Source organism: Agarivorans sp. D1326, assembly GCF_056958115.1.
In genome coordinates this window covers 436,400-461,696 of the sequence record NZ_JBTWEN010000003.1, presented here as the reverse complement: position 1 = coordinate 461,696, position 25,297 = coordinate 436,400, and the positions used below count along the sequence as shown (strand labels likewise).

20 protein-coding genes are annotated in these 25,297 nt (G+C 43.8%); 3 read left to right on the top strand and 17 right to left on the bottom strand.

Translation table 11 applies throughout. The features are described from left to right. Nucleotides 1-33: 33 nt before the first annotated feature. Nucleotides 34-1,053, bottom strand: coding sequence for an endonuclease/exonuclease/phosphatase family protein (locus tag ACYFDN_RS08635; RefSeq protein ID WP_152779829.1), 1,020 nt, complete (start codon nt 1,051-1,053; stop codon nt 34-36). 173 nt (nt 1,054-1,226) lie between these two features. Next, nucleotides 1,227-1,796, bottom strand: a complete 570-nt coding sequence (locus ACYFDN_RS08630) for a phosphoribosyltransferase (RefSeq protein WP_483510770.1) — start codon at nt 1,794-1,796, stop codon at nt 1,227-1,229. Nucleotides 1,797-1,889: 93 nt separating this feature from the next. Here ACYFDN_RS08630 and ACYFDN_RS08625 point away from each other — a divergent pair, with 93 nt between their 5' ends. Then, complete coding sequence (locus ACYFDN_RS08625; RefSeq protein ID WP_483510769.1) at nt 1,890-2,489, top strand: phosphoribosyltransferase; 600 nt, start codon at nt 1,890-1,892, stop codon at nt 2,487-2,489. A gap of 97 nt (nt 2,490-2,586) precedes the next feature. Here ACYFDN_RS08625 and radD read toward each other — a convergent pair whose 3' ends face one another. The 7 genes from radD to ACYFDN_RS08590 form a co-directional block, all read right to left on the bottom strand. Then, nucleotides 2,587-4,314 carry a DNA repair helicase RadD gene (radD, locus tag ACYFDN_RS08620; protein ID WP_483510768.1) on the bottom strand — a complete coding sequence of 576 codons (1,728 nt, stop codon included), beginning with the start codon at nt 4,312-4,314 and terminating at the stop codon, nt 2,587-2,589. Between the two features lie 153 nt (nt 4,315-4,467). Further along, nucleotides 4,468-7,293, bottom strand: a complete 2,826-nt coding sequence (locus tag ACYFDN_RS08615; RefSeq protein ID WP_483510767.1) for a glycoside hydrolase family 9 protein — start codon at nt 7,291-7,293, stop codon at nt 4,468-4,470. 437 nt (nt 7,294-7,730) lie between these two features. Further along, nucleotides 7,731-9,890: a cellulase family glycosylhydrolase gene (locus ACYFDN_RS08610; RefSeq protein WP_483510766.1), complete on the bottom strand. Its 2,160-nt coding sequence runs from the start codon at nt 9,888-9,890 to the stop codon at nt 7,731-7,733. Nucleotides 9,891-9,956: 66 nt separating this feature from the next. Then, nucleotides 9,957-12,779, bottom strand: coding sequence for a glycoside hydrolase family 9 protein (locus ACYFDN_RS08605; RefSeq protein WP_483510765.1), 2,823 nt, complete (start codon nt 12,777-12,779; stop codon nt 9,957-9,959). A gap of 401 nt (nt 12,780-13,180) precedes the next feature. After that, a complete protein-coding gene (locus ACYFDN_RS08600; RefSeq protein WP_406609228.1) occupies nt 13,181-13,486 on the bottom strand; it encodes a hypothetical protein in 306 nt (101 codons plus the stop codon). Between the two features lie 136 nt (nt 13,487-13,622). Further along, nucleotides 13,623-14,588, bottom strand: coding sequence for a sensor domain-containing diguanylate cyclase (locus ACYFDN_RS08595; RefSeq protein ID WP_016400989.1), 966 nt, complete (start codon nt 14,586-14,588; stop codon nt 13,623-13,625). Nucleotides 14,589-14,792: 204 nt separating this feature from the next. Beyond that, the gene (locus ACYFDN_RS08590; protein ID WP_483510764.1) at nt 14,793-15,017 is read right to left on the bottom strand and encodes a hypothetical protein; all 225 of its coding nucleotides are present in this window, start codon (nt 15,015-15,017) and stop codon (nt 14,793-14,795) included. A gap of 158 nt (nt 15,018-15,175) precedes the next feature. On the opposite strand from ACYFDN_RS08590, the gene nifW reads away from it, so the two are divergent. Further along, entirely contained in the window at nt 15,176-15,451 is a 276-nt protein-coding gene (gene nifW, locus ACYFDN_RS08585) for a nitrogenase-stabilizing/protective NifW family protein (RefSeq protein ID WP_152779847.1), read from the top strand. Nucleotides 15,452-15,609: 158 nt separating this feature from the next. Here nifW and ACYFDN_RS08580 read toward each other — a convergent pair whose 3' ends face one another. Both ACYFDN_RS08580 and ACYFDN_RS08575 read right to left on the bottom strand, forming a co-directional pair. After that, nucleotides 15,610-15,861 carry a hypothetical protein gene (locus tag ACYFDN_RS08580; protein WP_483510763.1) on the bottom strand — a complete coding sequence of 84 codons (252 nt, stop codon included), beginning with the start codon at nt 15,859-15,861 and terminating at the stop codon, nt 15,610-15,612. Then, entirely contained in the window at nt 15,858-16,889 is a 1,032-nt protein-coding gene (locus ACYFDN_RS08575) for a pentapeptide repeat-containing protein (RefSeq protein WP_483510762.1), read from the bottom strand. Before ACYFDN_RS08575 ends, ACYFDN_RS08580 begins: the two co-directional genes overlap by 4 nt. 290 nt (nt 16,890-17,179) lie before the next feature. On the opposite strand from ACYFDN_RS08575, the gene malE reads away from it, so the two are divergent. Beyond that, entirely contained in the window at nt 17,180-18,358 is a 1,179-nt protein-coding gene (gene malE, locus ACYFDN_RS08570) for a maltose/maltodextrin ABC transporter substrate-binding protein MalE (protein WP_483510761.1), read from the top strand. A 41-nt stretch (nt 18,359-18,399) separates the two neighbouring features. Here malE and ACYFDN_RS08565 read toward each other — a convergent pair whose 3' ends face one another. The 6 genes from ACYFDN_RS08565 to ACYFDN_RS08540 all read right to left on the bottom strand — a co-directional run bounded on the left by ACYFDN_RS08565 (nt 18,400) and on the right by ACYFDN_RS08540 (nt 25,279). Beyond that, on the bottom strand, nt 18,400-19,863 hold the full coding sequence (locus tag ACYFDN_RS08565) for a nucleoside hydrolase (RefSeq protein WP_483510760.1): 1,464 nt from the start codon (nt 19,861-19,863) through the stop codon (nt 18,400-18,402). Further along, nucleotides 19,847-21,325, bottom strand: coding sequence for a diguanylate cyclase domain-containing protein (locus ACYFDN_RS08560; protein WP_483510759.1), 1,479 nt, complete (start codon nt 21,323-21,325; stop codon nt 19,847-19,849). The genes ACYFDN_RS08565 and ACYFDN_RS08560 overlap by 17 nt, the downstream gene beginning before the upstream one ends. 5 nt (nt 21,326-21,330) lie before the next feature. Further along, nucleotides 21,331-21,846 carry a hypothetical protein gene (locus ACYFDN_RS08555; protein ID WP_472590350.1) on the bottom strand — a complete coding sequence of 172 codons (516 nt, stop codon included), beginning with the start codon at nt 21,844-21,846 and terminating at the stop codon, nt 21,331-21,333. A 186-nt stretch (nt 21,847-22,032) separates the two neighbouring features. Continuing rightward, nucleotides 22,033-23,040, bottom strand: a complete 1,008-nt coding sequence (locus ACYFDN_RS08550) for a M48 family metallopeptidase (RefSeq protein WP_483510758.1) — start codon at nt 23,038-23,040, stop codon at nt 22,033-22,035. Nucleotides 23,041-23,045: 5 nt separating this feature from the next. Continuing rightward, nucleotides 23,046-24,242, bottom strand: coding sequence for a YjgN family protein (locus tag ACYFDN_RS08545; RefSeq protein WP_483510757.1), 1,197 nt, complete (start codon nt 24,240-24,242; stop codon nt 23,046-23,048). 218 nt (nt 24,243-24,460) lie between these two features. After that, nucleotides 24,461-25,279, bottom strand: coding sequence for a hypothetical protein (locus tag ACYFDN_RS08540; RefSeq protein ID WP_406609237.1), 819 nt, complete (start codon nt 25,277-25,279; stop codon nt 24,461-24,463). Nucleotides 25,280-25,297 lie beyond the last annotated feature (18 nt).

Here is a 25,297-nt window from a genome sequence, read left to right as displayed (position 1 = left end):
CTTAGCGTTGCACTTAAGCCCCCTAAAATTTGTTTAATCTAAAGGCTTATAAACAAAGTTTGCTTTAATAATGCCGTGGTCTGTCGCACCTAGTTGCTCGTAATGCTCATCGTTTAAATGATCGTTAAATACCTCTAAACCTTTAAAGGCCCAAATTCTATCTCGGCTTTTATCGTAAAACTGCTCACTGAGTAATATATGGTCTAAGGATTCAAGCTGGTTGTTATGCACATGGGTGTAATAAACATCACGCTGACTACGATATTGCTGCATGGTACCCGCTGAATACAAGGCGTTATCGGCCCCTCCTCGCGCATCGCCGTCTAACAAAAAACGTGGTTGCTCAGTAAGAATATTCAAGGTGTTGCTGGCTTGACCATCATTCAAGTCGCCCAACACAATCACTGGCGTATCGGTGTGTTTCATTTGCTCAGTTAAGATCATTCTTAACGCTACAGCCTCCGCGGTGCGGCGCAAAGTAGAGATGGCATAACCCAAGGCATTACGATGCGGTTTATGCTGCGCATCGTCATACCAATCTTCATTATCTATTCGTGTAGGTCGTTTGGATTTAAAATGGCAAACATATACATGTACGTTCTCCTCATCGGCATGAGGCTTTATTTGAAAATGCAGCACCGGGCGAGAGAAGCTATTAATATCTAAGTCCAAGGCGCCGGTTTGCGCATCATCCCCTTGGCTGGCTAACTTAAAGCTTGCTGGAAACTGACTAATCCACTCCGCTTGCCCTACCAGCAATTCATTACGCACTGCTGCTGCACAAGCAATTTTACCTTGATGTCCATCGGGCACCAGTAACTGATATTGAGAATCTAACCCAGCATTTTGGAACAAATCCAATAAAGCATCGGCATGCCACAATTCTTGAAAACCCCATAAATCCGCACCAATAGTTTGCAACTGATTTACTAACCAACGCACCTTATTGTCGTACTCGTTTGGCAACCAACCTTGTCGATCCCTATACATAGGTAAATTGGGTCTATTAAGGTTTAAGGTATTCGCTGTCGCTACAGAAAATTTCACCGCCATGGCTTGCTCCGCTTAATTAGTAGTCTCTCATTAAGCAAGTATGGTGCAATTTAGCAGTTTTATTATTGCGGATTTATGATTTTGTTTTTAGACAAAAGTTATAGCAAGCTTTAGCGGTATACGGCCTTAGGAGCCAAGTGCTTTGCCCACAAAATCTAGCACTCATGAGTTAGCTACTTAGGCAAATGCGCTTTAATTATTTGATACAACTCCGGTCTACGCTCGGCGATCTCCTTTGGGCTTAAACCTTCAAGAGAATGCGGATACTTTAACCATTGCTTGGTTTCATGCAAATAGTAATCTGGCACTCGGTCGGTTTTATTGCGCTCTGGCTTAAAATACGGAACCGCAACCCGAATATCACTAGGGGTATTTAACCTCGCTAAGCGGCTTAGCTCATTAATAATCGCTTCAATAGAGCGGCCGGTATCGAATACATCATCAACAATCAATAAACGGTCATGCTGCTGTACATGCTTCACCAAGTAGTTGAGCCCAAATACCTTAACCTGCTTTGCTTGACTATCTATCGCTGCAGCGTACGAAGATGTGCGAATGGCAATGTTATCGCTAGCAATGCCGTGATAAGCCAAAAATTCTTGAACCGCGATACCAATCGGTGCACCGCCGCGCCACACAGCAATAATAAAGCTAGGTTTAAAATCGCTTGCCAATACTTTTTCAGCCAAGCGAAATGAGTCTTCGAGTAGCTCTTGCCCAGTGATGTAAAGTTTGTCGCTCATAATTACCTACGATTAAAACTGACCTTTTGGTCAAAGGTGTAGTATAAAACTATCATTATAGAACTCGTAAACTCAAGGACACTTTTCATGCCAATGAGCCAGCCGACAGCCCAACTACAAAAGCACTACTTAGATGAAGACAGCTTAATTCAAGATTCCTTTCGTTTAGCTGTGCATATTTTCGAAAGTGGTTTTCGCCCTACTTTTATCGTTGGCCTGTGGCGCGGAGGCAGTGCTGTAGGCATTTACGTGCAAGAGTGCTTACAAACCTTAGGAGTTAAAACCGACCATATCTCGGTACGTACCTCCTACCAAGGGCAAGCCAATTATCATCAAATACTCCAAGAACCCGAGTCGATAAGAGTTCATGGTATTCAGTACTTACTGGAAAACCTAAACGTTGAAGATAGCTTATTGATAGTGGATGACGTGTTTAGCAGTGGCCACAATGTAGAAGCAGTGATTAAGCGTTTAAAATCCAAGCTAAAACGCAATATGCCTAGCCAAGTTAAAATTGCCACCTTATGGGAGCGACCTAAGTTTAACCAAACATCATTAAAGCCCGATTTTTGCCTGCACCAAACCGAGCAATGGCTAGTCTTCCCATATGAATTAACCGGCTTGAGCTTAGAAGAAATACAGCAACACAAGGGCTTTGTAGCGCCACTGATTAAACCAGAATTATTAGAGTAAAGTTCTTCTGATATAAATAAAGCGGCTATTAGGCCACTTTTTTCTGCGCACGGGGGCTAAGCTAAAATCGGATATTCTCCCCTTTGCATTTTGAAATCTAATACTGCTGATTAGCTTTTCGATAATTACCTTGATAATCAAATATTCGGTGTTCAATAACCCAGTAGTGCTTTTGCTTTTTAGCGATAACAAAATCGGGGGATACAAGTTTTGTTATTAGTGCTTCTGCTTCTTTTGCATCGTTAATAAGAGCAGCTTGCTCAGAGACTCTGCGACTAAACAAGGTGTTAAATTGTTGCTTGGCTTTGGCGTAATCAAAATTAAAGGATTCGCTAAGCTCTGCGCCATCTTCATCGTGATAAACCAATTTAAGTTTATTTCCATCACAGCTAGCCGAGATGCCGCTGCACCTTAACACTTTACGATCTTTTAACTGCAGCGCATCTTTAAGCTGCTTGTCTGGGTCAATTAATTGAAAGCCACAGCTTTCGCATTGCCGTGCTGCAATATCGTTTTCGGCATTACATTGTGAGCATTGTTTGTATTTATAGCGGTAACTACATTGGGTTTGTTTTGCTGGCTCGTCAGGGCCTGCCACTAACCCTTGGCAACGTCGACCATAATGCTCAATAACATCGCCATCTTTATCGGTAATGCCCCAAAACATATTGGCAAATTGGCATTGCGGGCAACTTACTTGCACCAATGTGCTGTTAGGGTTGGGTTTTATTTCGCCAATTTCTGGCTGATAGAGATCGTAGTTATTACCTGCATAATCAACAATTAGGCAATCGGTTTTGTCTTTGAATAAACGTAAACCTCGGCCGGCGATTTGTTGATACAAGCTTACCGAAGCAGTGCGCCGCAAAATAGCAATTAAGTCCACATGCGGTGCGTCAAAGCCCGTAGTTAACACCGATACATTCACTAAAAACTTAAGCTGCTGGTGCTTAAACTGTTCAATTAAGCTGTCTCGCTCAACATTGGCGGTAGCAGCGGTGATGACCGCCGTTTGTCCTGCTGGTAAATAGTGTGCAATTTCCTTGGCATGGTTAACCGAAGCAGCAAACACCATTACGCCTTTACGCTGCTCTGCCAATTTACCCAGCTGGTTACATATGGCTTGAGTGACTCGTGGGCAAGCAGCTAAAAATTGGTCGAGCTGTGCCTCGCTGTATTGCTGCGGTAAATCATCAAATTGATAACGCGCCGCGGGAGCATCCACCACCATCGGCTTAGTTAAATATCCTTTAGCAATGAGATGGCGCATCGGCAGCTCGTAAATACACTTTTTAAACCAAGCTTGATCGCTGCCACGTACATAGCCGTGATAATGATGTTGGTAGATCCAACCTCTATCTAAACGGTACGGGGTAGCCGTTAAACCCAGCACTTTTAGTTGTGGGTTTTGTTGCTTTAAATGCTGAATAATTTGTTGATACTGACTGTCATCGTCTTCGCTTACCCGGTGACATTCATCAATCACTAGCAAAGAGTAGTAGCCAGAAAAAGCTACAAGGTTGCGACTTAAAGACTGCACACTGGCAAAGGTAACTGGAAGTTGGTTTTGTTTTAAGCCTAAACCTGCGGCATAAACGCCTGACTCAAAACCATAGTCTTTAAACTTTTGATGATTCTGTTCGACTAACTCTTTGACATGGGCCAGCACCAGAATAGGGTGACGCGCTAAACGCGCAAGTTCGGCAATCACGATGCTTTTCCCAGCACCAGTTGGCAGCACCAACACAGCGGAATCGTCACTTTTTCGAAAGTGAGCGAGAACGGCATCTACCGAGGCTTGCTGATAGTCGCGCAGTTGAAACATTACTTGTTAACCCTAAGCTAGTTAAAAATCGGCTTATTATGCCATGTTTAAGCCGGTGTGCTTTATAGTGGTTATTTAGTTGCGTCATAAAGCGGCTACCAAATTGGCATTAAAAAAGGCGGCCTGAGCCGCCTTGTTCAAAAGGTATAAATACTAAGGTAACACTTCACAGCTTGGCGCTTCAAAGCTTCCGTTGTATCCACCTTGAAGACCAAATGAGGTACTTTGGCTAGGCGCTAAACGACCGTTGTAAACTTCGTTCACAGCAGTTAAACCTAAACCATCACTTGAGGCTTGGTATTTAGCATTCCAACCATTTACCAAACTAATTGGTTGAGGGAAGCTTAGGTGAACTTTCCACCCGGTTACCTCTTCACCGCCAGCATTAGTCACTTGAAGGTTGCCTAATACAAAGCCAGTATTCCAAACATTGGCTTCGCCAACAGTACAAGTAAGCTCAGAATCACCACCGCCTACAGGAGGCTGCTCACCCGCTTTAACATTTAAGTTTAAGCTAGCTTCGGCTGATAATTCTTCACCTTGCTCGTCGGTAGCAATTACTACAATCACTACCTGCCCTTCTGTTTCTGGCATAGTCAGTGCTACGTTACCGCTGCCAACTCGACTGGTTGCTAATGCACCATCTACGTATACATTCGCGCCATAAGCATTGGCTAAATCAAGACGAAGCTGAACTTCACTAGCTGGTCGAACTTCACTGCCATTGCTAGGAGAGCTAATTGCTACTGCAGGTACAATCGGTTCTGCAACTGTAACTGTGACTTTAGCTTCTGCTGACTTAGCACCTTGGTCATCAATCGCCAAGAAGGTGAAACTATCGCTACCAAATGTACCCGTATTAGGTGTGTAGGTTGCAAATTTACCACTAAGACTAACCGAGCCATTTGCAGGCTGAGAGGCTATCTCGTAACTAACAACATCACCATCAGAATCACTGCCGCTTAGCTCAACAGACACTGCTGTGTCAGACTCAGTGCTAACACTTTGGCTTTGCGCAATAGGCGCACAGTTGATGCCAGTAGTTGGGCCACAAGCAGCCGATGGTTCGTTACCCCATACCAACTCGCCGTTATCATACAAAGCAATGTTATTAGCTAGCTTGTATGCATTGCTAAAGTTTTCCCAAGATGGGTCATTACTGTTGTCCCAATCTGGGTTGTTGGTATTGGTTGGTAACGATAAACGGAACTGCACTTCTTTCTTAGAAGCTGATTGACCGCCAGGGTATATATCTACGCCATCAAAGCTAATCTCAGCGTAATAGATATTGTCTTGGTTATTGCCCCAAGCGTGTAGACCGCTATACCCAGAACCTTGGCTGTAAGCTGTTGATAAACGTACATCATCAACCGAGTAACCAGCATCAAACACTTCAGTTAGATCTACCCAGTAGCGATAGCTTAATTTATCGGTTACCCGTGAAGGCCACGCAGTATGGTTGTGTACACGAGTCGCTAACTCAATATGGCGAGTGCCTTGTGAGTTAATTTTAGCTTCTACATATAGCTCGGTATCGCGAACCTCTTTAGCTGGGAAATTTGCTTCTGCAATGGGATCACCGCCATGGTCAAGCCACAGGCGCGCTAACGCAGAGGTAAAGCCAGCATTGTAATCGGTTGCCACTTCGTTTTTCACGTAGTCGCCACGATCATCGGCCCACGAATCATCCAAACCTGGGCCACCAACCAATGCACCAACTAATAAGTGACGGTTTTCTACTGGATCGCCAGAGTTGTCATTCCAGGTACCATGCGCAGTGCGGTGATGCGGCTTGGTTGGGTGGTAATCGCCATAACCAATTTGGTAAGAAATATTTAGTGGGTTATCACCTAAAATGTAATCCAACTGGCTTTTAGCGAAGTTGTAATACACATCTGCTTTAGCGGTTTTGTTGGTGTTTTCTTTAAGATAATCAGAATACACCAAAGCTAAGAAAGAGGTATTTGAGGTATAACGTGCAGCCCCCCAAGTATCTAGGAACGCTAATCCACCTGGCGTGTAACGAATTTTTTGGCCATTGTAGCCAACGGTCCAATAATCTAACCAACGCTCAGCATCAGCTTGATATTGTGCTTCTCCAGTTAGGCTTGCCATTAATACATAGGCGCCGTAAGACTTATCATCCCAGGCTTGGCCCCACTTGTAAGAACGCGTATCTGTTTGCGGTTCAGTACCTAAAGATCCGTATTCTGTTTTAGCTTTATTTAGGTAAGTGTCGTCGCCAGTTGCGCGGTATAACCAAATGGCACCCCACACCAATTCATCTTGATAACCGCTCCAAGAGTTGTAAAAAGCGGTTGCATCGGTAATTGCATCTGAGTATTTGCCACGGTAGTTATCGGCAAACGAATACAGCTGCTTGGCGTGCTCTAACAACATAGCGGCATAGCTCGGATCGCTATCTTTAAACACCATAGAAATAGACGCTAACGCCGCTGCGGTTTCACCCGCTAGATCAGATCCAGGGTTAGCCGCGTCAATTTTGTATGAAGGACGCTCCATTTGCATCACTTCGGCCGAGCCCCACCAAGCGTGATCCACGCTACCTTTGCCAACTTGGCCATAAAACTCATTAGGCGCAGTGTGAGCCTTAACAAAATAGTCGGCAACAAAGCGTAAATTGTTTTTGATATGTTTAAGCTGGTTGGTTTGCTCGTAAGCTTGTGGGTAATCAACTACCCCCCAAGCAAGCATGGTGGCAGTGGCCGCCATAGGAAAACCAAATTTTACGTGGTCACCTGCATCGTACCAACCACCGGTAAGATCTACGTTGTTATCGCTACCGTCTTTTAGCGCAGAATCACCACGCCATTCAGTACGATTCCAACTAGGTAATACCCCAGACTGCTGGGCTTCATAAAAATAAATCGATTTTTGTAGCGCTTCACCATAATTTGCTGCTTGAACAGACATTGCACTGGAAATGATCGCGCTTGCTAGTAAGGTTTTCCTTAACATCTTTAGTTATCTCACAAAAATTTAGAACGTAATCCTTCTTCAGCCATTCTTTGTAGCGGTAAGAAGTAATGCCGTTTACCGAAAACTAAACTCTTTGCCCAATAACCATTGGTGTTGTGCAAGTTCACCGCACAGCTATTGAAGCTTAGGTTTCTGAAATGACCAACAAATATGTTATTCATCAGTAAACCCGCAAGAGCTTACCCTAGTTGGTCAGAGTTTTTTATTTCCAGTGCTAAAAAATACTCGGCAGCTGAAACTGTGAAAAGTTTAGGAAGGATAGTTTTATTATCTAAACAACAAAGCCAAAAATGAAGTAAACAGCATATAACACTAGCGTTAAGTAAAGCCTTTTCCCAAAAAGTAAAAAAGCCCTCAAATTGTAATGAGGGCTTTACAGCTATACTGCTAATTTAGTCAATAAATTGAAGGTCTTACTAACGCATACGACAGCTCGGTGCAGCAAAGTTACCTGAATGACCACCTTGCAAACCAAAGGAGATACTCGCCCCTGGTGCTAATTGGCCATTGTACGCTTCATTGGTGACCTCGATGCTTTGGGCAGAAGCATTAAACACGCCGCCCCATCCACCCACAAGCGTTACACTTTGCGAGAACTCAAGCACTGCGTTCCAAGATGAAACAGTATTTGAGCCGGTATTTGTAACCGTAATGCTGTTAATCACAAAACCGCTAGCCCAAGAATCTGCCGCGCCAACTTCACAACTCAAGTTTGCCGCTGCCGGTTCAAGCACTTTTAAGCTAATACTGTCTGTTGCATTAAGGTTTTGTCCCTGCTCGTCTTGCGCAGTCACCGTTAAGGTGTAATCCCCTACTTCTGCAGGCGCAGTTAACTCACCGCTGGTACCACTAAACGATTGCAGTTGTCCGGCTAAGTTAGTTTCAAACCCTGCGGCATCTTTTAAACTCACTGCCACACTAAAGCTACTACCGGCTTCAATACTGGTATTGTTGGCAGGTGCACTTAAGCTTACTTCTGGCTGCAGCGGTACTTCGTTCAGAGCACTTAAAGTAATGCTGTCGCTTACTGCCATCTCCGTACCGTTGCTGTCTACAGCAACAATCATGATGGTGAAATCACCTTCTGCCGCGGGAGCGGTGATACTAGCACTGCCTGCAGTAGGTGCGTTTTTCACCAAACTTCCATCAAGATAAATATTAACCGAAGCCGCTTTGTTCACCGAGTAACCAAGCACGACTTGTGAGCCTGTAAGCACAATGCTATTTGCAGCCGGAGAATTGATGCTTACCGAAGGATTTAGCCCTTGGTAGTAATCATTCAAACTAATACCGGTAGTACTGCCCTCTCCTCCAAGTGCAACCTCATGATCTAAGCTAATAAATTTGCCAGCATCGTTAGTCCACAAAGAAGGCTTAAACAAAGCATATTTATCTTCGTCCCAAGTTGTCCAATCGTGGCCTAGCAAGCCTCCGGTATCGCCAGAGTTAGGATTAATACACCAAAAGGTGTGGTGTAATTGATGCTCAATAATCAAATCACGGATTGCTACCATCCAAGCTTCATTTGGACCGCCATCCATAAAGCCGCCCCACTCACCAATTAGTAGCGGTGCAATGCCTTCTTCATGAATAAACATCCAGTTATCTTTCCACACATCTTGGTACAAGGTGTCTTTGTTAAACCCTGGATAGAACCACTCTTGCTCAAATACTAAAGGCCCATAGTCGTGTGGTGAGTACATAAATTGCTGTTGGCGTGCGCCTAAATCAATCGGGAATTCACGTACGCCACGTAAATTACCGCCCCACCAATTAAAGTGAAAGTCGTCTTTACCTTTGCTTTCCCAGTTTTTACCTTCCACGGGATACGCTTCAATGCCTTCACACATCACTAAGATGTGAGGGTTAATATCTAACACACGGTTAGATACTGTTTCACAGGCATGCTTCCAGTTGTTTTCATCGGTACTGTCATCCCACTTGGCAAACTCACCAGCGGCACTTTGCTGAGGGTTACCATGGGGTTCATTTTCTAGGTCATAGGCGATGATGGTGTCATCATTTTTATAACGTTCGGTTACCCACTCCCAAGTGGAGTAAAAATCTTCTGAAGTAATATCGCCTTTGTACCAAAGCGGCGCAATATGCCCCATGTTATCGGCTTCGGCGCCGTGAACATCAAGCAAGATCTTCATACCGCTCGCTTTAGCAGCGGCGATTAAGGCATCAAACACTTCCAATGAAGTAGCTGTCGCTAAATCTGGATTGGCCGAAGCATTCACTTGAATTGGCACAAACTGGCCATTTTTCCATTCTTTAAGTAACTCGGTAGAAATAGGCACCCGCAGTAAGTTGACACCGCGAGTAGCAATATCCTGAATGGTGCTCTCTAAGTTCACCGACCACAAACCATGCAATACTCGCTCGGTAGTATTAAAGCCAAACCAGTTAGCCCCGGTAAGCCAAACCGTATTGCCTTGCATATCTTTAATTTGATTGCCTTCTACGTGAAGCCAATCATCGCCAGGCAGCGGAGCCGCCAGTAAACTTGCGCTGCATAACGAGGCCGCAGCAAAACCCACGCATTTAGCGAGTAGTGTTTTAGATGTTTTCATTATGTTCTCCATAACATGTCCCAATGAGAAAAGCGGCCAATGAAGGCCGCTTTGGGGTGTTAAGTTCTAAGGTAAAACTTCACAGGTAGGGGCAACAAAGGTGCCAGAATGCTCGCCTTGTAGACCAAACGAGGCACTTGCATTAGGCGCAAGCTGACCGTTGTATACCTCGTTACTAGCGCTAATACCTAAACCATCACTTGAGGCATTAAGCTGGGCATTCCAACCGTTAGCTAGGCTCACTGGGTCGGTAAATACTAGATTTACTTTCCAGCCACTTACCGCTTCGCTGCCTGAATTGGTTACCGTGATACTGTTAATCACAAAGCCGGTAGACCAGGTGTCAGCTTTACCTACTTCACAGCTTAAGCCATCACCTACTGGAGGCTCTGCACCTTGCTTAACCACCAAGCTTAAGCTGGCTTCTGCGCTTAACTCGCTTCCTTGTTCATCAGTGGCAATGACTAAAATAGCCACAGCACCTTCTGTAGCAGGCATGCTAATAGTTACCGCACCACTGCCAACTCGGTTGGCGGCTAATGCGCCATCAAGATAAACATTAGCGCCATAAGCGTTGGCAACATCAAGCTGCAACACAACGTCACTGCTAGGGCTAACCTCTGTGCCGTTATCCGGTGAGCTAATAGCTACCGCTGGGATTATTGGCGCAGCAACCTCAACCGTTACCGTCGCTGTTTGAGAGACTTCACCTTGATCATCAGTTGCGGTAAAGGTGAAGCTATCGCTACCAAAGAAACCTGCATTAGGTACGTAGCTAGCAACATTCCCTGTTAGTGTTACCGTACCCTGACTTGGCTGGCTAGCAATGGCATAACTTGCTATAGAACCGTCACTGTCGGTAGCAGATAAGGTGACAGACGCCGGAGTATCAAAGGCTGTATCTACCGATTGGTTTTGGGCAATTGGCGCACAGTTAATACCGGTAGCACCTCCACACGCGGCACTTGGCTCACTGCCCCACACTAAAACGCCTGCATCGTACATGGCGATTTTCGGTGCCAGTTCATGTGCATTAGTGTAGTTATCCCAAGAAGGATCGTTTGCGTTATCCCAATCTGGATCGTTGGTATTGGTTGGCAAGGCTAGTCGGAACTGTACTTCTTTTTTCGATGGCGATTGACCACCTGGGTAGATGTCTACACCAGCAAAGCTAATATCTGCGTAGTAGATGTTGTCACCATCATTCCCCCATGGGTGTAAACCGCTATAACCAGTACCTTGGGAGTAAGCCGTTGAGATAGTTACATCGTCAACGGTGTAACCCGCGGCAACCACTTCGGTTAAATCAACCCAATAACGAATACTTAGATCATCGGTAACACGAGAAGGCCAAGCTGTGTGGTTGTGTACCCGGGCGCTAATTTCGATATGGCGCGGCCCTTCTGAGTTTACTTTTGCATCAACAAATAACTCGGTGTCGCGCACTTCTTTAGCCGGGAAATCGGCTTCAGCAATTGGCGCTCCACCATGATCTAGCCATAAGCGCGCGAGAGCTGAAGTGAAACCAGCGTTATAGTCGGTTGCAACTTCATTCTTATAGTAGTCACCACGATCATCGGCATAAGAATCATCATCACCAGGGCCGCCCACTAATGCGCCCACTAACAAGTGACGGTTTTCTTCTGGATGGCTTGATAAGCTATCAGCCCAAGCGCCATGCGCCGTGCGGTGATGAGGTTTGGTTGGATGGTAATCGCCATAGCCAATTTGGTAAGAAATGTTCAGTGGGTTATCACCCAAAATGTAATCTAATTGGCTCTTCGCGAAGTTGTAATAGGTTTCCGCCTTGCCTGCTGCAAGGTTATTGGCTTTTAAAAAGTCGGAATAAATCAGCGCTAAAAATGACGTATTAGAGGTATAGCGCGCTGCGCCCCAAACATCCAAAAAGGCTAAGCCACCCGGTGTGTAGGTGATTTTTTCGCCGTTAAAGCCGGTGGTCCAATAATCTAACCAGCGCTCTGCATCATCCTGATAAACTTGCTCGCCAGTAATTTTAGCTAACAAAACATAAGAGCCATAAGACTTATCATCCCACGCTTGGCCCCATTTATAAGCGCGATACTCTGTTTGTCCCTCGGTGCCTAAATTAGGATATTCAAGTTTGGCTTTATCTAAGTAAGCAACATCGTTAGTGGCTTGATACAACCAAATTGCTCCCCACACCAACTCGTCTTGATAACCACTCCATGAGTTATAAAAGGCTTTTGCATCGGTAATTGCATCTGAGTATTTGCCACGATAATTATCGGCAAAGGCATAAAGCTGCTTCGCGTGCTCCAACAACATCGCTGAGTAACTAGGGTCACTGTCTTTAAACACCATGGAAATGGCTGCTAGCGCTGCTGCGGTTTCCCCCGCTAAATCAGAACCAGGATTAGCTGCATCAATTTTGTATGATGGACGTTCCATTTGCATTACTTCGGCAGAACCCCACCAAGCATGGTCTACGCTACCTTTACCTACTTGGCCCCATAATTCGTTTGGCGCGGTATGGGCTTTAACAAAATAGTCGGCCACAAAACGTAGGTTGTTTTTAATGTGTTCTAGTTGGTTGGTTTGCGCATAAGCTTCTGGGTATTCCACTACCCCCCAAGCCAACATTGTGGCGGTCGACGCCATTGGGAAGCCAAACTTAACGTGGTCGCCTGCATCATACCAACCACCGATTAGATCTACATTGTTGTCGCTACCGTCACCAAGTGCCGAGTCGCCACGCCATTCATTTCGGTTCCATTCGGGCAAAACTCCCGATTGTTGAGCTTCGTAAAAATAAATGGATTTTTGTAGCGCTTCACCATAATTGGCTGCGTGCGCCGACACCGCACTGGTTACCATCGCCGTAGCGAGAAGTGTTTTCCTTAACATCATTGCGTATCTCTCTATATTTGCAAAATTAGCTATTTTCTTCCTCTTCATCTTTGTGAAGGTAAGAAGCACACTGGTGTGTAAACCGCTGCAAACGAAGAGCTTAACCATGCCATGCTAACTCATGAACGCTCTCATTAGGCCTCACACCATTTTTGGCAAACCTTACTTTGAGGTTTTACTCAATAATGAAACTAGCAAGCAAAAAACAGTTCTCAAGGCCTTTATTGACAAATATGAAACTAATCAAGGAAAAGATTTTTGTGATGAAATGAAAAGGAAAAAATCAGGCTTGTTTCATACAAAATGTTGCGCGAGGTCGCGAATGACGACTGATAAGACCAGCGTCATTCCCACTTAAAAGCAGTTTTTACCTTGAGATTTTTTTAGAGAGGCAAATAAAATCAGGCACTTAAGGCTTCTTCCACTGCTACTTCTCGATATTTAATGCGCTTGTAAACCAATACCATAACCATGGTAATGTTGGCAGTTAGTACCAAGGTAGTAGTAACTGACAGCAGAGGATCGCCCACTACAAACACCGTATAAGACCACGCTAATACCGCATTACATTGGAACATAATCCAACTTAAAAACGAGATATCTTTAGCGGGGCCTTTTATCCGCATTAAGCGAATGATTTGCGGGCTGAAGGACAAAATAGAAATGATCCAACTGAAGGGATACAAAAATTGAATAAACTGTTCCAAGTAAATCTCCGATAGCCAAAACGCGCCATCCGAGGCGAACAGTCATACCATTAGTGCAGGCAAAAATTAGTGAGTAATTCTAAAGCTGCGCGATGATACACCAGCAAAGCTAACTGGTCAAAATACAATCAAATAATTACTCAACTTTATGTTGATACATATCTTGGTCTGCCAAGGCCAGGATGCCTTCAACCTCCATGTTTAAGTCAACATCAATATAGCCGATGGCCACCGTGTACAAGGGTAAGTCTTGCTCAGAGTATTGAGCAAACTGGTCGGTAAAGCGCTGGGCAATAGCATCAAAATCAGAATCATGCTCAATTAATACTAAAGCAACAAACTCGTCCCCGCCCATGCGACCAATCACATCAGAGCTGCGTACGCATTTGTGCATCGCTTTAGCCACATCAATTAATACTTCATCCCCTACGGCATGCCCGTAGTTATCGTTAATTTGCTTAAACTTGTCTACATCGAGGTAAAATACGCCCAAGCGAGAGCCCATGCGTTTTGCTAAGCGGATCCGCTGCTGAGCTAAAGAGCAAAATCCGCGGCGGTTGTTTAACTCGGTTAAAGGATCGGTAACCGCCAACTTTTGCATATGAGTGTACAACTCAAGCAAAGACAAATCGGCTTCTAAAATGTCTTTTAACTGCTCGATAAGTTCAAAGTAAGTATCATCGTAATTGGTTTCTCGATAATCCATCACACAAAAAGTGCCAAAGGCTTTTCCATTTGGCCAAAATACCGGTACACCTAAATATGAGCGAAACCCATCGCCATGCACCTCTGGGTTACTATCCCAGCAAGGATCTATCATTGCATTGGCCACATACAAACTTTTACGCGTTTCAACAATTTTGCGGCAGAAGATATTAGCCTGCGGCTCTACCACCATGCCCGCGCTGTAGGGATTCGTGTTCTGCTCGCTAGCAATAGTGATTTGGTAACCACTTGGTGTGTGTTGTACTAAAAAGCCGGCAGGCGCATCAAACAATTTAGCCAGCAAATTAACTGTACGCTGCCATTTGGTAAGAGATATTAGGTCATTTGGGTTGGATAAAATCCATTGTTCTGGGTCAATCGCGGGCTTTAAGGGCATCTACACCTCCAAAATAACCAAACTCACCGAGTTTGCTAAGTAAGGCCTTAGCTAAGCTGATAAATAAAGTTTATGAAAGAAGTACTTATAGTGCCCGCTATCAATAATCGTTAACTAAGACTTGAAGCCTGATCAACTGGCAAGAAATATTTACTATAGGAAAAATAAATGGAGTGAGGATAAGACGAGTTTCTTTAATTAACACTATTTATGACCGCCTCCACAGCCAGAGTTCTGCCACATATCAATTTGCTCTTCGGTAAGAAAAGCGCCTTGCTTGTTGGTATTCGATTGCTTGATAGAGGCCAACAAATCCTGATTATAGTTTTGATTATCTTCTGCCCTATCGTCGCCGCTGCTCGTGGTAGCTTGGCTAGAACAGGCCGAAATAAGTACGCAGATTATTACCGGAATTGCAGATTTCATCATTTAGGCCCAATGCAACATTTGCTTAACAACTTAGTCTGAGTTTAGCTCAAAGTCATCCTGTTTTTTCGAAAGACGCTGAATCGAAGTTTAATTAAGTCACATCAAAAAAAGATCTCGATGATTTTGCTAGCCTATTCGCCAAGCCTTAGGACTGTTCAATGACTAATACCAAAATCAACAAGACAATTGAAAACTTCACTTGCATTGAAGAAGCATTGCGCTACTTCGAAATCGACTTTGATAAGGGTTTTATTGATGAATGTCGAGACTTGTTAGTTAAACGTTTTGGCGGCAACCTCATCTTAAGTAAAGCAGATGACTGGTTTTCGGCACGCCGAGCCTTAAAGAATGCTTACTGCAAAACTCAGCGTGAGCGTTTAGACAAACATACCCGCTCTGCTTGTCGCGGCTGTACTTCCTGTGAACGTAGGTAAACTCTGGTAAAACTAATTGCCCACCCACGAGCCATTTACACATTTATAGCTACCTATAGTCGCCCCTTCTGGATACACATTACCGCCGTGTACGCAATCAGCGTAACTGGAAAAGCTAAGCACAAAGCTCAATATAATCATAACTTTAAGTAAGAGTTTCATTCTTCTACTCCTGATTTCTCGGGCTGTTTAACCGTTTCTTGAGAAGCACTAACATGTATGCCGTTACGACTAATCAAAGGCTCCTCTGGTTCTTCAACTGGATCCGCTTGTCTTATCGATGTGAATTCTCCATTTTTACAAACTAAATTACCTAGTTTGGCCCCTTCCGGGTATACGTCACCTTGTAAGGTACATTCAGCATTCACTGCGAAGCTCAAGGGGACCAAATAAATGACCATTCTATTCATTTTTCGCACCATCGCTCTAATTTAGTGGCCCAAGCCTTATTCCAGTTTCGCTCTTTCGCTACAGTTTTAGCTTGCTCCAAGTAGTCTTTACGGCGGCTCTCCAAATCCTTTTTTGCCACCGAGTCTAAGACCAATAAGTGCTCTAAATCTGTTAACTGTTTGTACTTAGCAGGATTTTGATTCAGCATGAAGGCAGCTAAATCATCATCAATCAACGACCCATATAAGGAGTGGGTTTGCAATAACATACCTGCCAATTGCGCCAGCTCTCGTTGACGCTGCTCGTGCTGCTGACTTAAGCTCAAAGACTCTTCTTGTGAGCTAGACTTGTTTATTCGCAAACCACGTAAATTGCTAAAGATAAAACTAGAGCCAATAAAAGTAGCTGCTCGATCAAGCTCCGTACCCGAGCGCTCAATCGATACGCCAGCAAAATTGCCCCAGAACACCCGCGCACCATGCAACTTACTCTTGTTAAAGTTAACGTTATGAAAATTCACGTAACTTGATTCAGGCATATCAAAGGCGATGTCAGCTAAATAACTATTTTCAAGATTTACGCAATAAAGGGTTGTGGTTTGAAAGGTAATATTTTTGAGCTCAACATTACTTAAATCTTTTCCAGCCAAAGAAAGTGATTTTTTGTTTTCAAAACTTCGAGTGGTATTGAATAAATAGGCCAAGTCATTACTGGCCAAAAACTGGATCACTTGGGCAATTAAAGGTGGATAATTTAAACTTTCAAACAACAACTGCGAGCGTGAAACTATGAACCGCTCTAACCTCGCTTGCTCGGTATTCGCCATTACAATTGCATCACTTACCGCAGACACAAAGTACGCTACGTTGGCAACTTGAGCCGCGCGTTTTTGCTCTTCCAATTGTTTGGCGAAGTTATCTGCCGAGCTTTTAAGCGACACATAAGCCAAAACAACTGCAATAATCGTTGCTGCCGAGCTGAGCACGCCATGATGCGAGGATACCCAGTTCCAAATGGCAAGTAAGCACCATTTTAATTTGCTAAACATGAACGATAAGCTTACTGATAATGACAATTAATAACTTAATGCATATTTGGTACCTAGAGAGACATTGTTAAACAAATCAATGCGTTTGATTTTTGACCAAAAACCCATAACGCAGCTTTTGTAAAGAAAAGTGACACAATTGTTAACAGTTATAAATAAGCAGCTTAAGATCGCAAATCTATCAACAAGTTAATCTTGAATGTGAGCTTTCTCTATAGCCACTTTGCTTTTTCTTGCAAATCACTCATGTTTTTTCAATGCTGAGTCGGCAAGCTATCGGGAAAAACATAATGAAAATAGGGATTACCAGCGTAACGCTAAGCTGTGCTTTAGCGGCGTTTTCAAGCCTAGCGCAGGCCGACACTCAGCAGCCAGAGCTCACTATATGGACAGGCAAAAGTCACCAACAAATGCAGCTTATTGCGAAACAATTTAGCGCAGATACCGGCATTATTGTTGAGGTGAAACAACCCGTCGACATCACTGGAAACTTTGAAATTCAAGCTCGTAATGGTGAGGGACCAGACATCGTATTTTGGCCCCACGACAGAATGGGCGATTGGGCAAATGCTGGTCTTATTAAACAGTTAAAACCCAGCCAAGCGCTACAAGATTCCGCGGTAGACTACGCCTGGGAAGCGGTGAAAGTTGAAGGCAAAATTTATGGCTACCCGATAGGCGTAGAAGCGATAAGCCTGATTTACAACAAAGCCTTAATTAAGGAAGTTCCAACTAGTTTTGAGGAAATTTTCGCTCTAGATAAGCAGCTTCAAGAGCAGCAACAAACCAAAGCCATTTTGTGGGACTACAACAATACCTACTATACATGGCCACTATTTGCTGCAAATGGCGCTTATGTATTTGGCAAGCAAGGCGGGCAATACGATGTAAAAGACACCGGGGTTAACCATCCCAGCGCTATGTATGCCGGCAAACTACTAAAAGACATGCTCGACCAACAAATAATGCCGCGTAACGCGGATTATTCAATCATGGATATGCAGTTTGTTAAAGGCAAGGTGGCCATGGTAATTAATGGACCTTGGTACTGGGATGAGTTGGAAAGTGTCGGTATGGATTTTGGCGTTGCGCCGTTACCTAAAATTAATGGTAAGCCCGCCAAAGCCTTTGTAGGCATTTGGAGCGCCATGGTGAATAGCGCAACTAACCAACCCGCATTGGTAGATGAGTTTCTAAACTACTACTTAATGAATGTAGACAACCAACGCTTACTGTTTAGCAGCGGAGACATTGGTGCCATGGCAAACTTGCAGTTGCAGCAAGAGTTAATTAACGATCCCAAAGTACAGGCCGTTTATGCCAGTGCAGCGCAAGGCGAACCTATGCCAAATGCTGCAGCAATGGGTAAGTTTTGGGCTGCTATGGCCACCAGCCTCACCAACATCACCACCGGTAGACAGGCCGTAGATAAAGCCCTAAATGCTGCCGCTAAACGGATTACTCGTTAAAAGCTATTGAGGCTGAGCTTTCACTCAGCCTCGTTAATTTACTAAACAATACCCCGCGATAAGCCTATTTGACGCCCTTCTTCCATCTCCCATTGCACACCGTAGGGATCTATCCAATAAAAGAAAGTAATAGGGAAACCGTCCAACTTATCAGGATGATAGCTGTTGTTGGTATTGATCATTGTTACTCCAGAGTGGGCTTTTAAGTAATGAAATACTTCATTACAGTTGCTCACTTCCATTGCAACATGACGAGGCCCACCCAAATCGTAGGTTTTAGCCTGTGGTGGTAGTTTAGAGTTACCTTTAGGATAGCGATAATGCATTAGCTCCAAATACATACCAGCTTGTGGATGCTTTAAAAACCGCACATCTACATCCACTTTCCCATCACTAATACCGGCGTCCAACGCAAACTCACTCATGGTTACACCTTGGTAGTCCATCAACTCCCCTTGAGCATCTCTAGCCATTTCAAAGCCTAGGGCAGACTGATAAAACTCGGTGGCTTTCTCTACATCATCCACAACAATATTGATATGAGACATGCCTAAAACAAAATGCTGCATATCATGGGCTTTAATTTTGTCTAACAAGATACCTTTACTCACATCACTTATTGCCGTGCAATAACGAACTTGTCGACCAGACTTAATTTGCTTAGAGCACAGAAGGTAATCTTTATCTTGTCCTTTTTCTGTATCACTAGGGCCTTGGGTAATTTCAACATCCCACAGCTCCGCGCTAAACCAGTCCCCATTAATGAGATACGCAGCAGCAATTAGATCAAAGGGGTTAAAGCCGCCAGCGCCAAAGACCAACTCCCATTCCAGTAACCAAGGTTCTGACTTTTCTGCCAAATACCTAGCAACTCTACTGGTTTTAAGCATACCCAGTAGATCATGTTGCTTAATCCAAAATGGCTTACACGCTTCATAGGGGACTAGAACGAGGCTTATTTGAGTATCTAAAATAAGCTTGTATGCATCCACATCTGCTTCAAAGTTTAAATCTCGAAACGGCTTAGGCTGATGGTGTCCAGAAACAAAGTGATCATCTATGCTTTGCCGTCCGGCTAGCAGTACAATTTCATCAATATTATTAATTAGATGAGGGTAGTGCTTAATCAGCAAAGCAATGTTGGTGGCCGCGCCAATCCCTAGTATCTTAAGAGGACCTTCCTCCAAAGCCTGAGCCATCGCTTTAACGCCTTCGGGAATATCTGTCTCGGCAGATAGAGGTTTAGCTGCGCCTTTACTAACCACAACACTGTTTGGGCCAAATCGCTTAAGAAAATCGACAGCAACGGCGGTGCTTACTTCAATATTATCGGTATTGCCTAAGGTGCTGCTTATGCCTACAACATCAACTTCAACTGAGCGCAGCAAAGCTGCAATTGCATACCCATCATCTACATCACAATAGCTGACTAAGCTATTTTTCTGACCTAGGGTAATATCACTATCTATCCAAATACGCGCTTGCTTTTTAACTGTTTTGATCATCAGAAGAGTCCTGCAGGGAAGTCCATTGAGTTAATTCGATAGCATTGCGACCAGCAGCTTTAGCACGATACAAAGCCTGGTCTGCAACTTTGTATAGCTGATCGATATCTGATAGTTGAAGAAGGTCATCTGAACAAACAAAACACACTCCTATGGACATAGTTACCACATCATATGGTGCATTTTGAGGGTGCTCAATTTCCAAGCCTTCGAGTTGCTGGCACAACTGAATCGCAATAGGGTAAATGTCATCAGCCTGTTGGGTTTGCAGCAACACCACAAACTCTTCCCCGCCCAAGCGAAAGGCCATGTCGGTATCTCGCTTCATCGTTGATTGAATGGACAAACCGACTCGCCTGAGTACTTTATCCCCTTCGGGATGGCCCAAATTATCGTTATAAGCTTTAAAGTTATCCAAATCACAAATTAGAAAACCTAAACACTGCTTAGCTCTTTTCGCTTGATTTAGATAATCGTTTGAACAGGCGTTGAAATAGAAGCGAGAGCCTAATTGCGTTAACGCATCTACCTCAGAGAGCTGCTCTAACTCCACAATCTGTCCTTGGGCTCGTTGTACCAATGTTTGAAATCTCCGGGCGAGTACTCCAACCTCATCTTTTCGCGCAAGTTCAGGCATATTGGATACATCAATATCTACCACATGAGCACTCATGGCAGTAGCTAAACGCTTAATTGGTCGAACAATCCACCAGCTAGCCCAAACAATCAGAATTACTGAAAACAAAATGGCAGTTATAGCTTCTTTCAATAACTGAGTTCGGATCTCGCGTTGCAGTTGATAAAGGTGCTTCGCATCGTAGAACAAATGGATACTTCCTTTTTGTTGATTACGTAATGCAAGGTGCAAAACTAATTGCTGAGTTTGTGGATTAAGCTGATAACCACCTTGGTCAATATTCGGCAATGGGAATAAATCTTGAAACTCTTCCTGTCGACCTATATCAACATAGTGCCGCAATAATCGCTCTTGCGCTCGACCAATTAAAAAAGTCAATTTAACTTGATCAGATCCATCCTCCATAAGGCGCTGCTTTAACTCAGCTAACTTTGCTTCGTCGGCAGCGACTTCATGCTCTGTTATGTTGGTTTTCCATACAACACCGGGGTCACTAATGTAAGAAAATCCAAAGCGCTTCGCTGAAAAGTCTGACTTTGCTTCCACAGAAAAGAACAGTAGGTTTTCAGCTGCTGCATATAATTTTAATGCGGAATCAAGCTTAATATTGGTGTAGTTGAGGCCAGCGGCAGAGGGAGAGACTAAATCGATAATAGCGTTACTGTTAGTACGAGCACTGCTCACTGCATGTGAAATACGGGTACCCCACTCGCTTTGATAGCGATTGTAGGTCATGGTAAAAACCAGCCAAATCACCAAGATTAAGTGAGAGACCAAGAGTAGCTGACTGATTTTCAGACTGTTAACTACATTTGCGAAGGGCATGTAGTTTACTTATCTTTGAACAGATCAATCACCGGAACGCTACAGGTACCATTTATACAGATATCTTGATAAGCAGTATGACAGCGGCTACAAAACTCCGGCTCAAAGGTAGGGTGCTCAGAGCTAATATCATTTCCCTGGGTATCATAGGTGCCATACAAAGGCTCACCAGCTAAATGCTCAGTAACAAACACTACGCCAGGAGTTTCATATACCCCTACTACGGTTACTCCGTCATCATAAGGGCCATGTGTAGAGTACTGGTCTACCTTATCGGGATGAACATAGGTAGTGAGCTTGGTGCCTTTGCCGTCATTAATCCAGTTATATGCTGCCACCGCTTCTTGGATAAACAGCGGCGTTTCTTCTGGAAGAACTACATCTTTGCCTGGCACCATGCTAATGCCTACAACGGTCCACTCACGCCACTCTGGCGGGTAACTGGCAATAGAATCTGCAAAAGAAGATATACTGAATATAAGAAATAACTTAATAAATACGAATCGAGATAAAACCTTCATCTACCGTCCCTGTAATGAAATCCCAGACAAATACTAAGTCTAATTCATTGATACAGGCAAGATGAAAAACATCACGCATGTAAATAAAACATCTTTTTGTGAGTTGAAGATCTTTGTTGTGCAAATGTAAAAAAGCGGCAAAAGCCGCTTAAGTAATCTAACAGTTTTCTGTAGATGAAGGTCGCCCTAATCAACCATACACCTCTCTAATTCAACTAAACGCTCCTCACCTCCTGGGTGGCTGCTTATCCAAGTAGGAATGTGTGACTCGTGGTCTTCGAATAAACGCTGGTAGCCGGCGAGTAATTGATCTTGAGGTAAATCTAGCTGCTTGCTCCAATGACAAGCGAACAAATCGGCTTGTTGCTCAGCTTCTCTAGAGTAACCAAGGCTTACCCCTAGCACTGCGGCGCTTACTAGGCCATCTACCAGTAAGCTGCTATCGCCAACAACTAACACCACAGCTGTACTGATCAAAGCCGAACGCACTAAGCTTGCCATCACATCGTTATGAGCCACATGGGCTAGCTCATGTAATAAAATGCCATTGAGTTGCTCTGGGCTATCTAGCAGTTTTACTAATTGATCTGTCACCACAATACTGCCATCGGCCAACGCAAAAGCATTTGCGTCTTCGCCCATACTGTAGAAGTACAACTTAGGCTGCATGGGTAGGCTATCGATTTGTTCTACCAAACTATTGAAGTTTTGCTCTATTGCTTGCCGTTGCTCTGGGCTGATTTCAGTTTCACTAAAACCTAAAGTTTCAAATTGCTGCAGCGTTCCTTCGCCTAGCTCTTGGCTAATGGAAACCGGCACTTTGCTAGCCAAGTAATGACTTAACCAAGGAAGCCCTTGGCTGGCAGCCGCGTAAATAGCCGCCGCACTCACTACAAAGGCTAAGATAATCATCAACACATTGCGCTCTAAGGTTTTTAGCCAAGAGCCTTGGCCTTGTTTATCCAGCCAACTATTCAAACGGCTTGGTTCATCGGCAACAAAGCGACTGCCATTGCTAAAACCAATGGCGCGCGTTTGCGAGCCAATCGACATCGCAATATCTAGCTCAGATACCGGCGCTCGAATAGCGCCAAATTCATCACTTAGCTCAAGCCAGCCTTCATCAGAGCAATGCAACTTGGCAGCTCTAGACACTGAGCTATTTTCTACAAAAACCTTTCCGGTAATGATCATGTGGCTTAAATCACGCCAATTTCTACACTAAAGGCATCAGCAACTTCATCAGCAATGGCTGTTTTGCTATCACTTACTTGGTTGTTAGTTGCAATACTTTCGATATCACCCTGTACTGCCGTGGCTTGTGCCAAAAACTTCGCCATACGCACTTTTGCAACAGGCGTCGCTAAACCAAATGAGAATACAATAATCAACATATTGCTAAGCATTACGCCCATAAATGCCAAAGGCTTTACTGATGACACCATGAACAATTGGCCTTCTATGTCTGTTTGTCCAAACTGATAGTTTCGCAAACAAGCTTTTAAGTAGGCAGTTACAAACCAGCCCAGCAAAAAGAAGCTGAGATAAATCAGCATGAAGATCCCAACCAACGCGCCGCCGGCTGCTAGATCTTCAGCACCGCCTTGCTCCAATGAAGCAAACATAGCGCCGAGTTGGCTAAAGTCTGCGCTAAATAGAGCAAACGCCAGTAAAGCTCCCACTAGACATAAAGCCAGTACACCGCCCAAACCAACCGCTGCGGCTTTTAAGAAAATTTTAAACATGGCCGCAGACTCAATATCTGCAGTAAACTTCATGCTGCCCCATTGGTAGTTATTCAATACATAGCGGCTCATGTAGGTAGCCATAAAGGCATACAAGTAAGTACACCCAGCGCCAATAACCACTACACCTAGTACACCTGATACTAAAGGTGAAATAACACTACCAAGTCCAATAACTAATCCAGCAGTTAAAGCAAAAAAGACGGAAGCTAAAAACGGCATCACCATTAACGCCATGTAGGCTCCGCCATAGCTGCCTACAAAATCAAATCGAACATTTCTGTAGCGGGTTACCCGAGAATCAAAACGTAAGTTTTTCACTACTAAAACTGGCATCACTGCCACAAACGCCAGCATTAGAACAACTTGAAGCAATTCATTTATCATTGGCGACACAGCCCAAATAATCACCAGAGTTACTGCAATTATCCGCCCCAGCAAGATTTGTAAGGGTTTCGCTAAATACTCGAATCGCTCACCCGCTAATTCACTATTGCCGTAAAAATACTGTTTATTTCGCACTTTTGCCCAAGCTGAATAAATACCCAAGGTAACAATGCTGAGCAATACATTAACGATCCAAATTCCAAAATACTCGTCGGTTTTTCCATGAAATTTAAAACGGTTTTCACTTAAGTGCTGACTTTCCATGCCAAGAAATCCTGATGTTTAACTAATTGAAAATAAATAAGTCAAAAGACTTTAATGACAATAATATCTAAATAAAACAGATTTTTGTTATTAAAAATCAAAGAGGAGGAAATTTAAGATTAAATAGTGTGATTAAAACGTTTTCAATCACACTCTATATAGAAAAATGAAGCACGCTAAGTGGGTGCTTCATTTATATTTGTTCACCTGGTGCAAACTCAGAATAGATATTGTTGCATGTTCACCGAGTAATGGTCTCCATCATCTACGCCACTTTGCTGCACAATAAATGCCCCCAGTTTATCTTTGCTTAACCACAGTTCGCTGCTCTCTCCTTCGGTATTCAAAGCAAATCCATGGCTAACATACACCCGGTTTGCAGCACTTAATGGTTTTTCTCCTAAGTACTTAACTTGATACTGAATAATGTCAAACTCATCAAGGTCTAGCACTTTGAATACCTGGGTGTTTTGATGATCAATGGATGCCATCAAGTAATCAGGAAAACTCAAAGAATCAGAATCAAAATCACTGCGTTGTAAAATAGCATCAGGAGCTTGCTCAAAACGATTTAGCAATAGTGCCATGCCATTAGAGTTATGCTCATTCTCAATCAACTGCAACAGCTTATTGGTCCATGTGGAGTTGCTGCTAGCTTGGTTTTCTAAAGCATTAATATGGATACCTTGCTCTAATTTATCATTGCCAAAAATCAAATAGCTCTCTTGATTTTCATCAACCTTAAAAGCGAACTGTTTCAAAGCTCCATTATCCAACATTACTTTTCCGCTACGCTGGTAAAACTCCTTAAACCACAGAAAACTAAAATCTAACTCCACCTCCTCTTCAATGACTAAGCCATTAGGAAATTGGTTATCGATGATTCGGTTCCGTTGGTATACGCCAACCACATCACCTTCCACCGCAATTTGATAAATAATGGTTCTAGACTCGTGGGCGGCGTTTGCAATACCGGCCCCAAATGTAGCAACCATCACCAATATCACACTAAGCCTAGAAAGTTGCGCTATCCACATTACGATTACTCCTTAGCC

Coding starts and splice junctions, on each gene's coding strand:
- ACYFDN_RS08635 (WP_152779829.1), bottom strand. CDS start 1,053: ATGGCGGTGAAATTTTCTGTAGCGACAGCGAATACCTTAAACCTTAAT.
- ACYFDN_RS08630 (WP_483510770.1), bottom strand. CDS start 1,796: ATGAGCGACAAACTTTACATCACTGGGCAAGAGCTACTCGAAGACTCA.
- ACYFDN_RS08625 (WP_483510769.1), top strand. CDS start 1,890: ATGAGCCAGCCGACAGCCCAACTACAAAAGCACTACTTAGATGAAGAC.
- radD (WP_483510768.1), bottom strand. CDS start 4,314: ATGTTTCAACTGCGCGACTATCAGCAAGCCTCGGTAGATGCCGTTCTC.
- ACYFDN_RS08615 (WP_483510767.1), bottom strand. CDS start 7,293: ATGTTAAGGAAAACCTTACTAGCAAGCGCGATCATTTCCAGTGCAATG.
- ACYFDN_RS08610 (WP_483510766.1), bottom strand. CDS start 9,890: ATGAAAACATCTAAAACACTACTCGCTAAATGCGTGGGTTTTGCTGCG.
- ACYFDN_RS08605 (WP_483510765.1), bottom strand. CDS start 12,779: ATGATGTTAAGGAAAACACTTCTCGCTACGGCGATGGTAACCAGTGCG.
- ACYFDN_RS08595 (WP_016400989.1), bottom strand. CDS start 14,588: ATGCCCTTAAAGCCCGCGATTGACCCAGAACAATGGATTTTATCCAAC.
- ACYFDN_RS08590 (WP_483510764.1), bottom strand. CDS start 15,017: ATGATGAAATCTGCAATTCCGGTAATAATCTGCGTACTTATTTCGGCC.
- nifW (WP_152779847.1), top strand. CDS start 15,176: ATGACTAATACCAAAATCAACAAGACAATTGAAAACTTCACTTGCATT.
- ACYFDN_RS08580 (WP_483510763.1), bottom strand. CDS start 15,861: ATGAATAGAATGGTCATTTATTTGGTCCCCTTGAGCTTCGCAGTGAAT.
- ACYFDN_RS08575 (WP_483510762.1), bottom strand. CDS start 16,889: ATGTTTAGCAAATTAAAATGGTGCTTACTTGCCATTTGGAACTGGGTA.
- malE (WP_483510761.1), top strand. CDS start 17,180: ATGAAAATAGGGATTACCAGCGTAACGCTAAGCTGTGCTTTAGCGGCG.
- ACYFDN_RS08565 (WP_483510760.1), bottom strand. CDS start 19,863: ATGATCAAAACAGTTAAAAAGCAAGCGCGTATTTGGATAGATAGTGAT.
- ACYFDN_RS08560 (WP_483510759.1), bottom strand. CDS start 21,325: ATGCCCTTCGCAAATGTAGTTAACAGTCTGAAAATCAGTCAGCTACTC.
- ACYFDN_RS08555 (WP_472590350.1), bottom strand. CDS start 21,846: ATGAAGGTTTTATCTCGATTCGTATTTATTAAGTTATTTCTTATATTC.
- ACYFDN_RS08550 (WP_483510758.1), bottom strand. CDS start 23,040: ATGATCATTACCGGAAAGGTTTTTGTAGAAAATAGCTCAGTGTCTAGA.
- ACYFDN_RS08545 (WP_483510757.1), bottom strand. CDS start 24,242: ATGGAAAGTCAGCACTTAAGTGAAAACCGTTTTAAATTTCATGGAAAA.
- ACYFDN_RS08540 (WP_406609237.1), bottom strand. CDS start 25,279: ATGTGGATAGCGCAACTTTCTAGGCTTAGTGTGATATTGGTGATGGTT.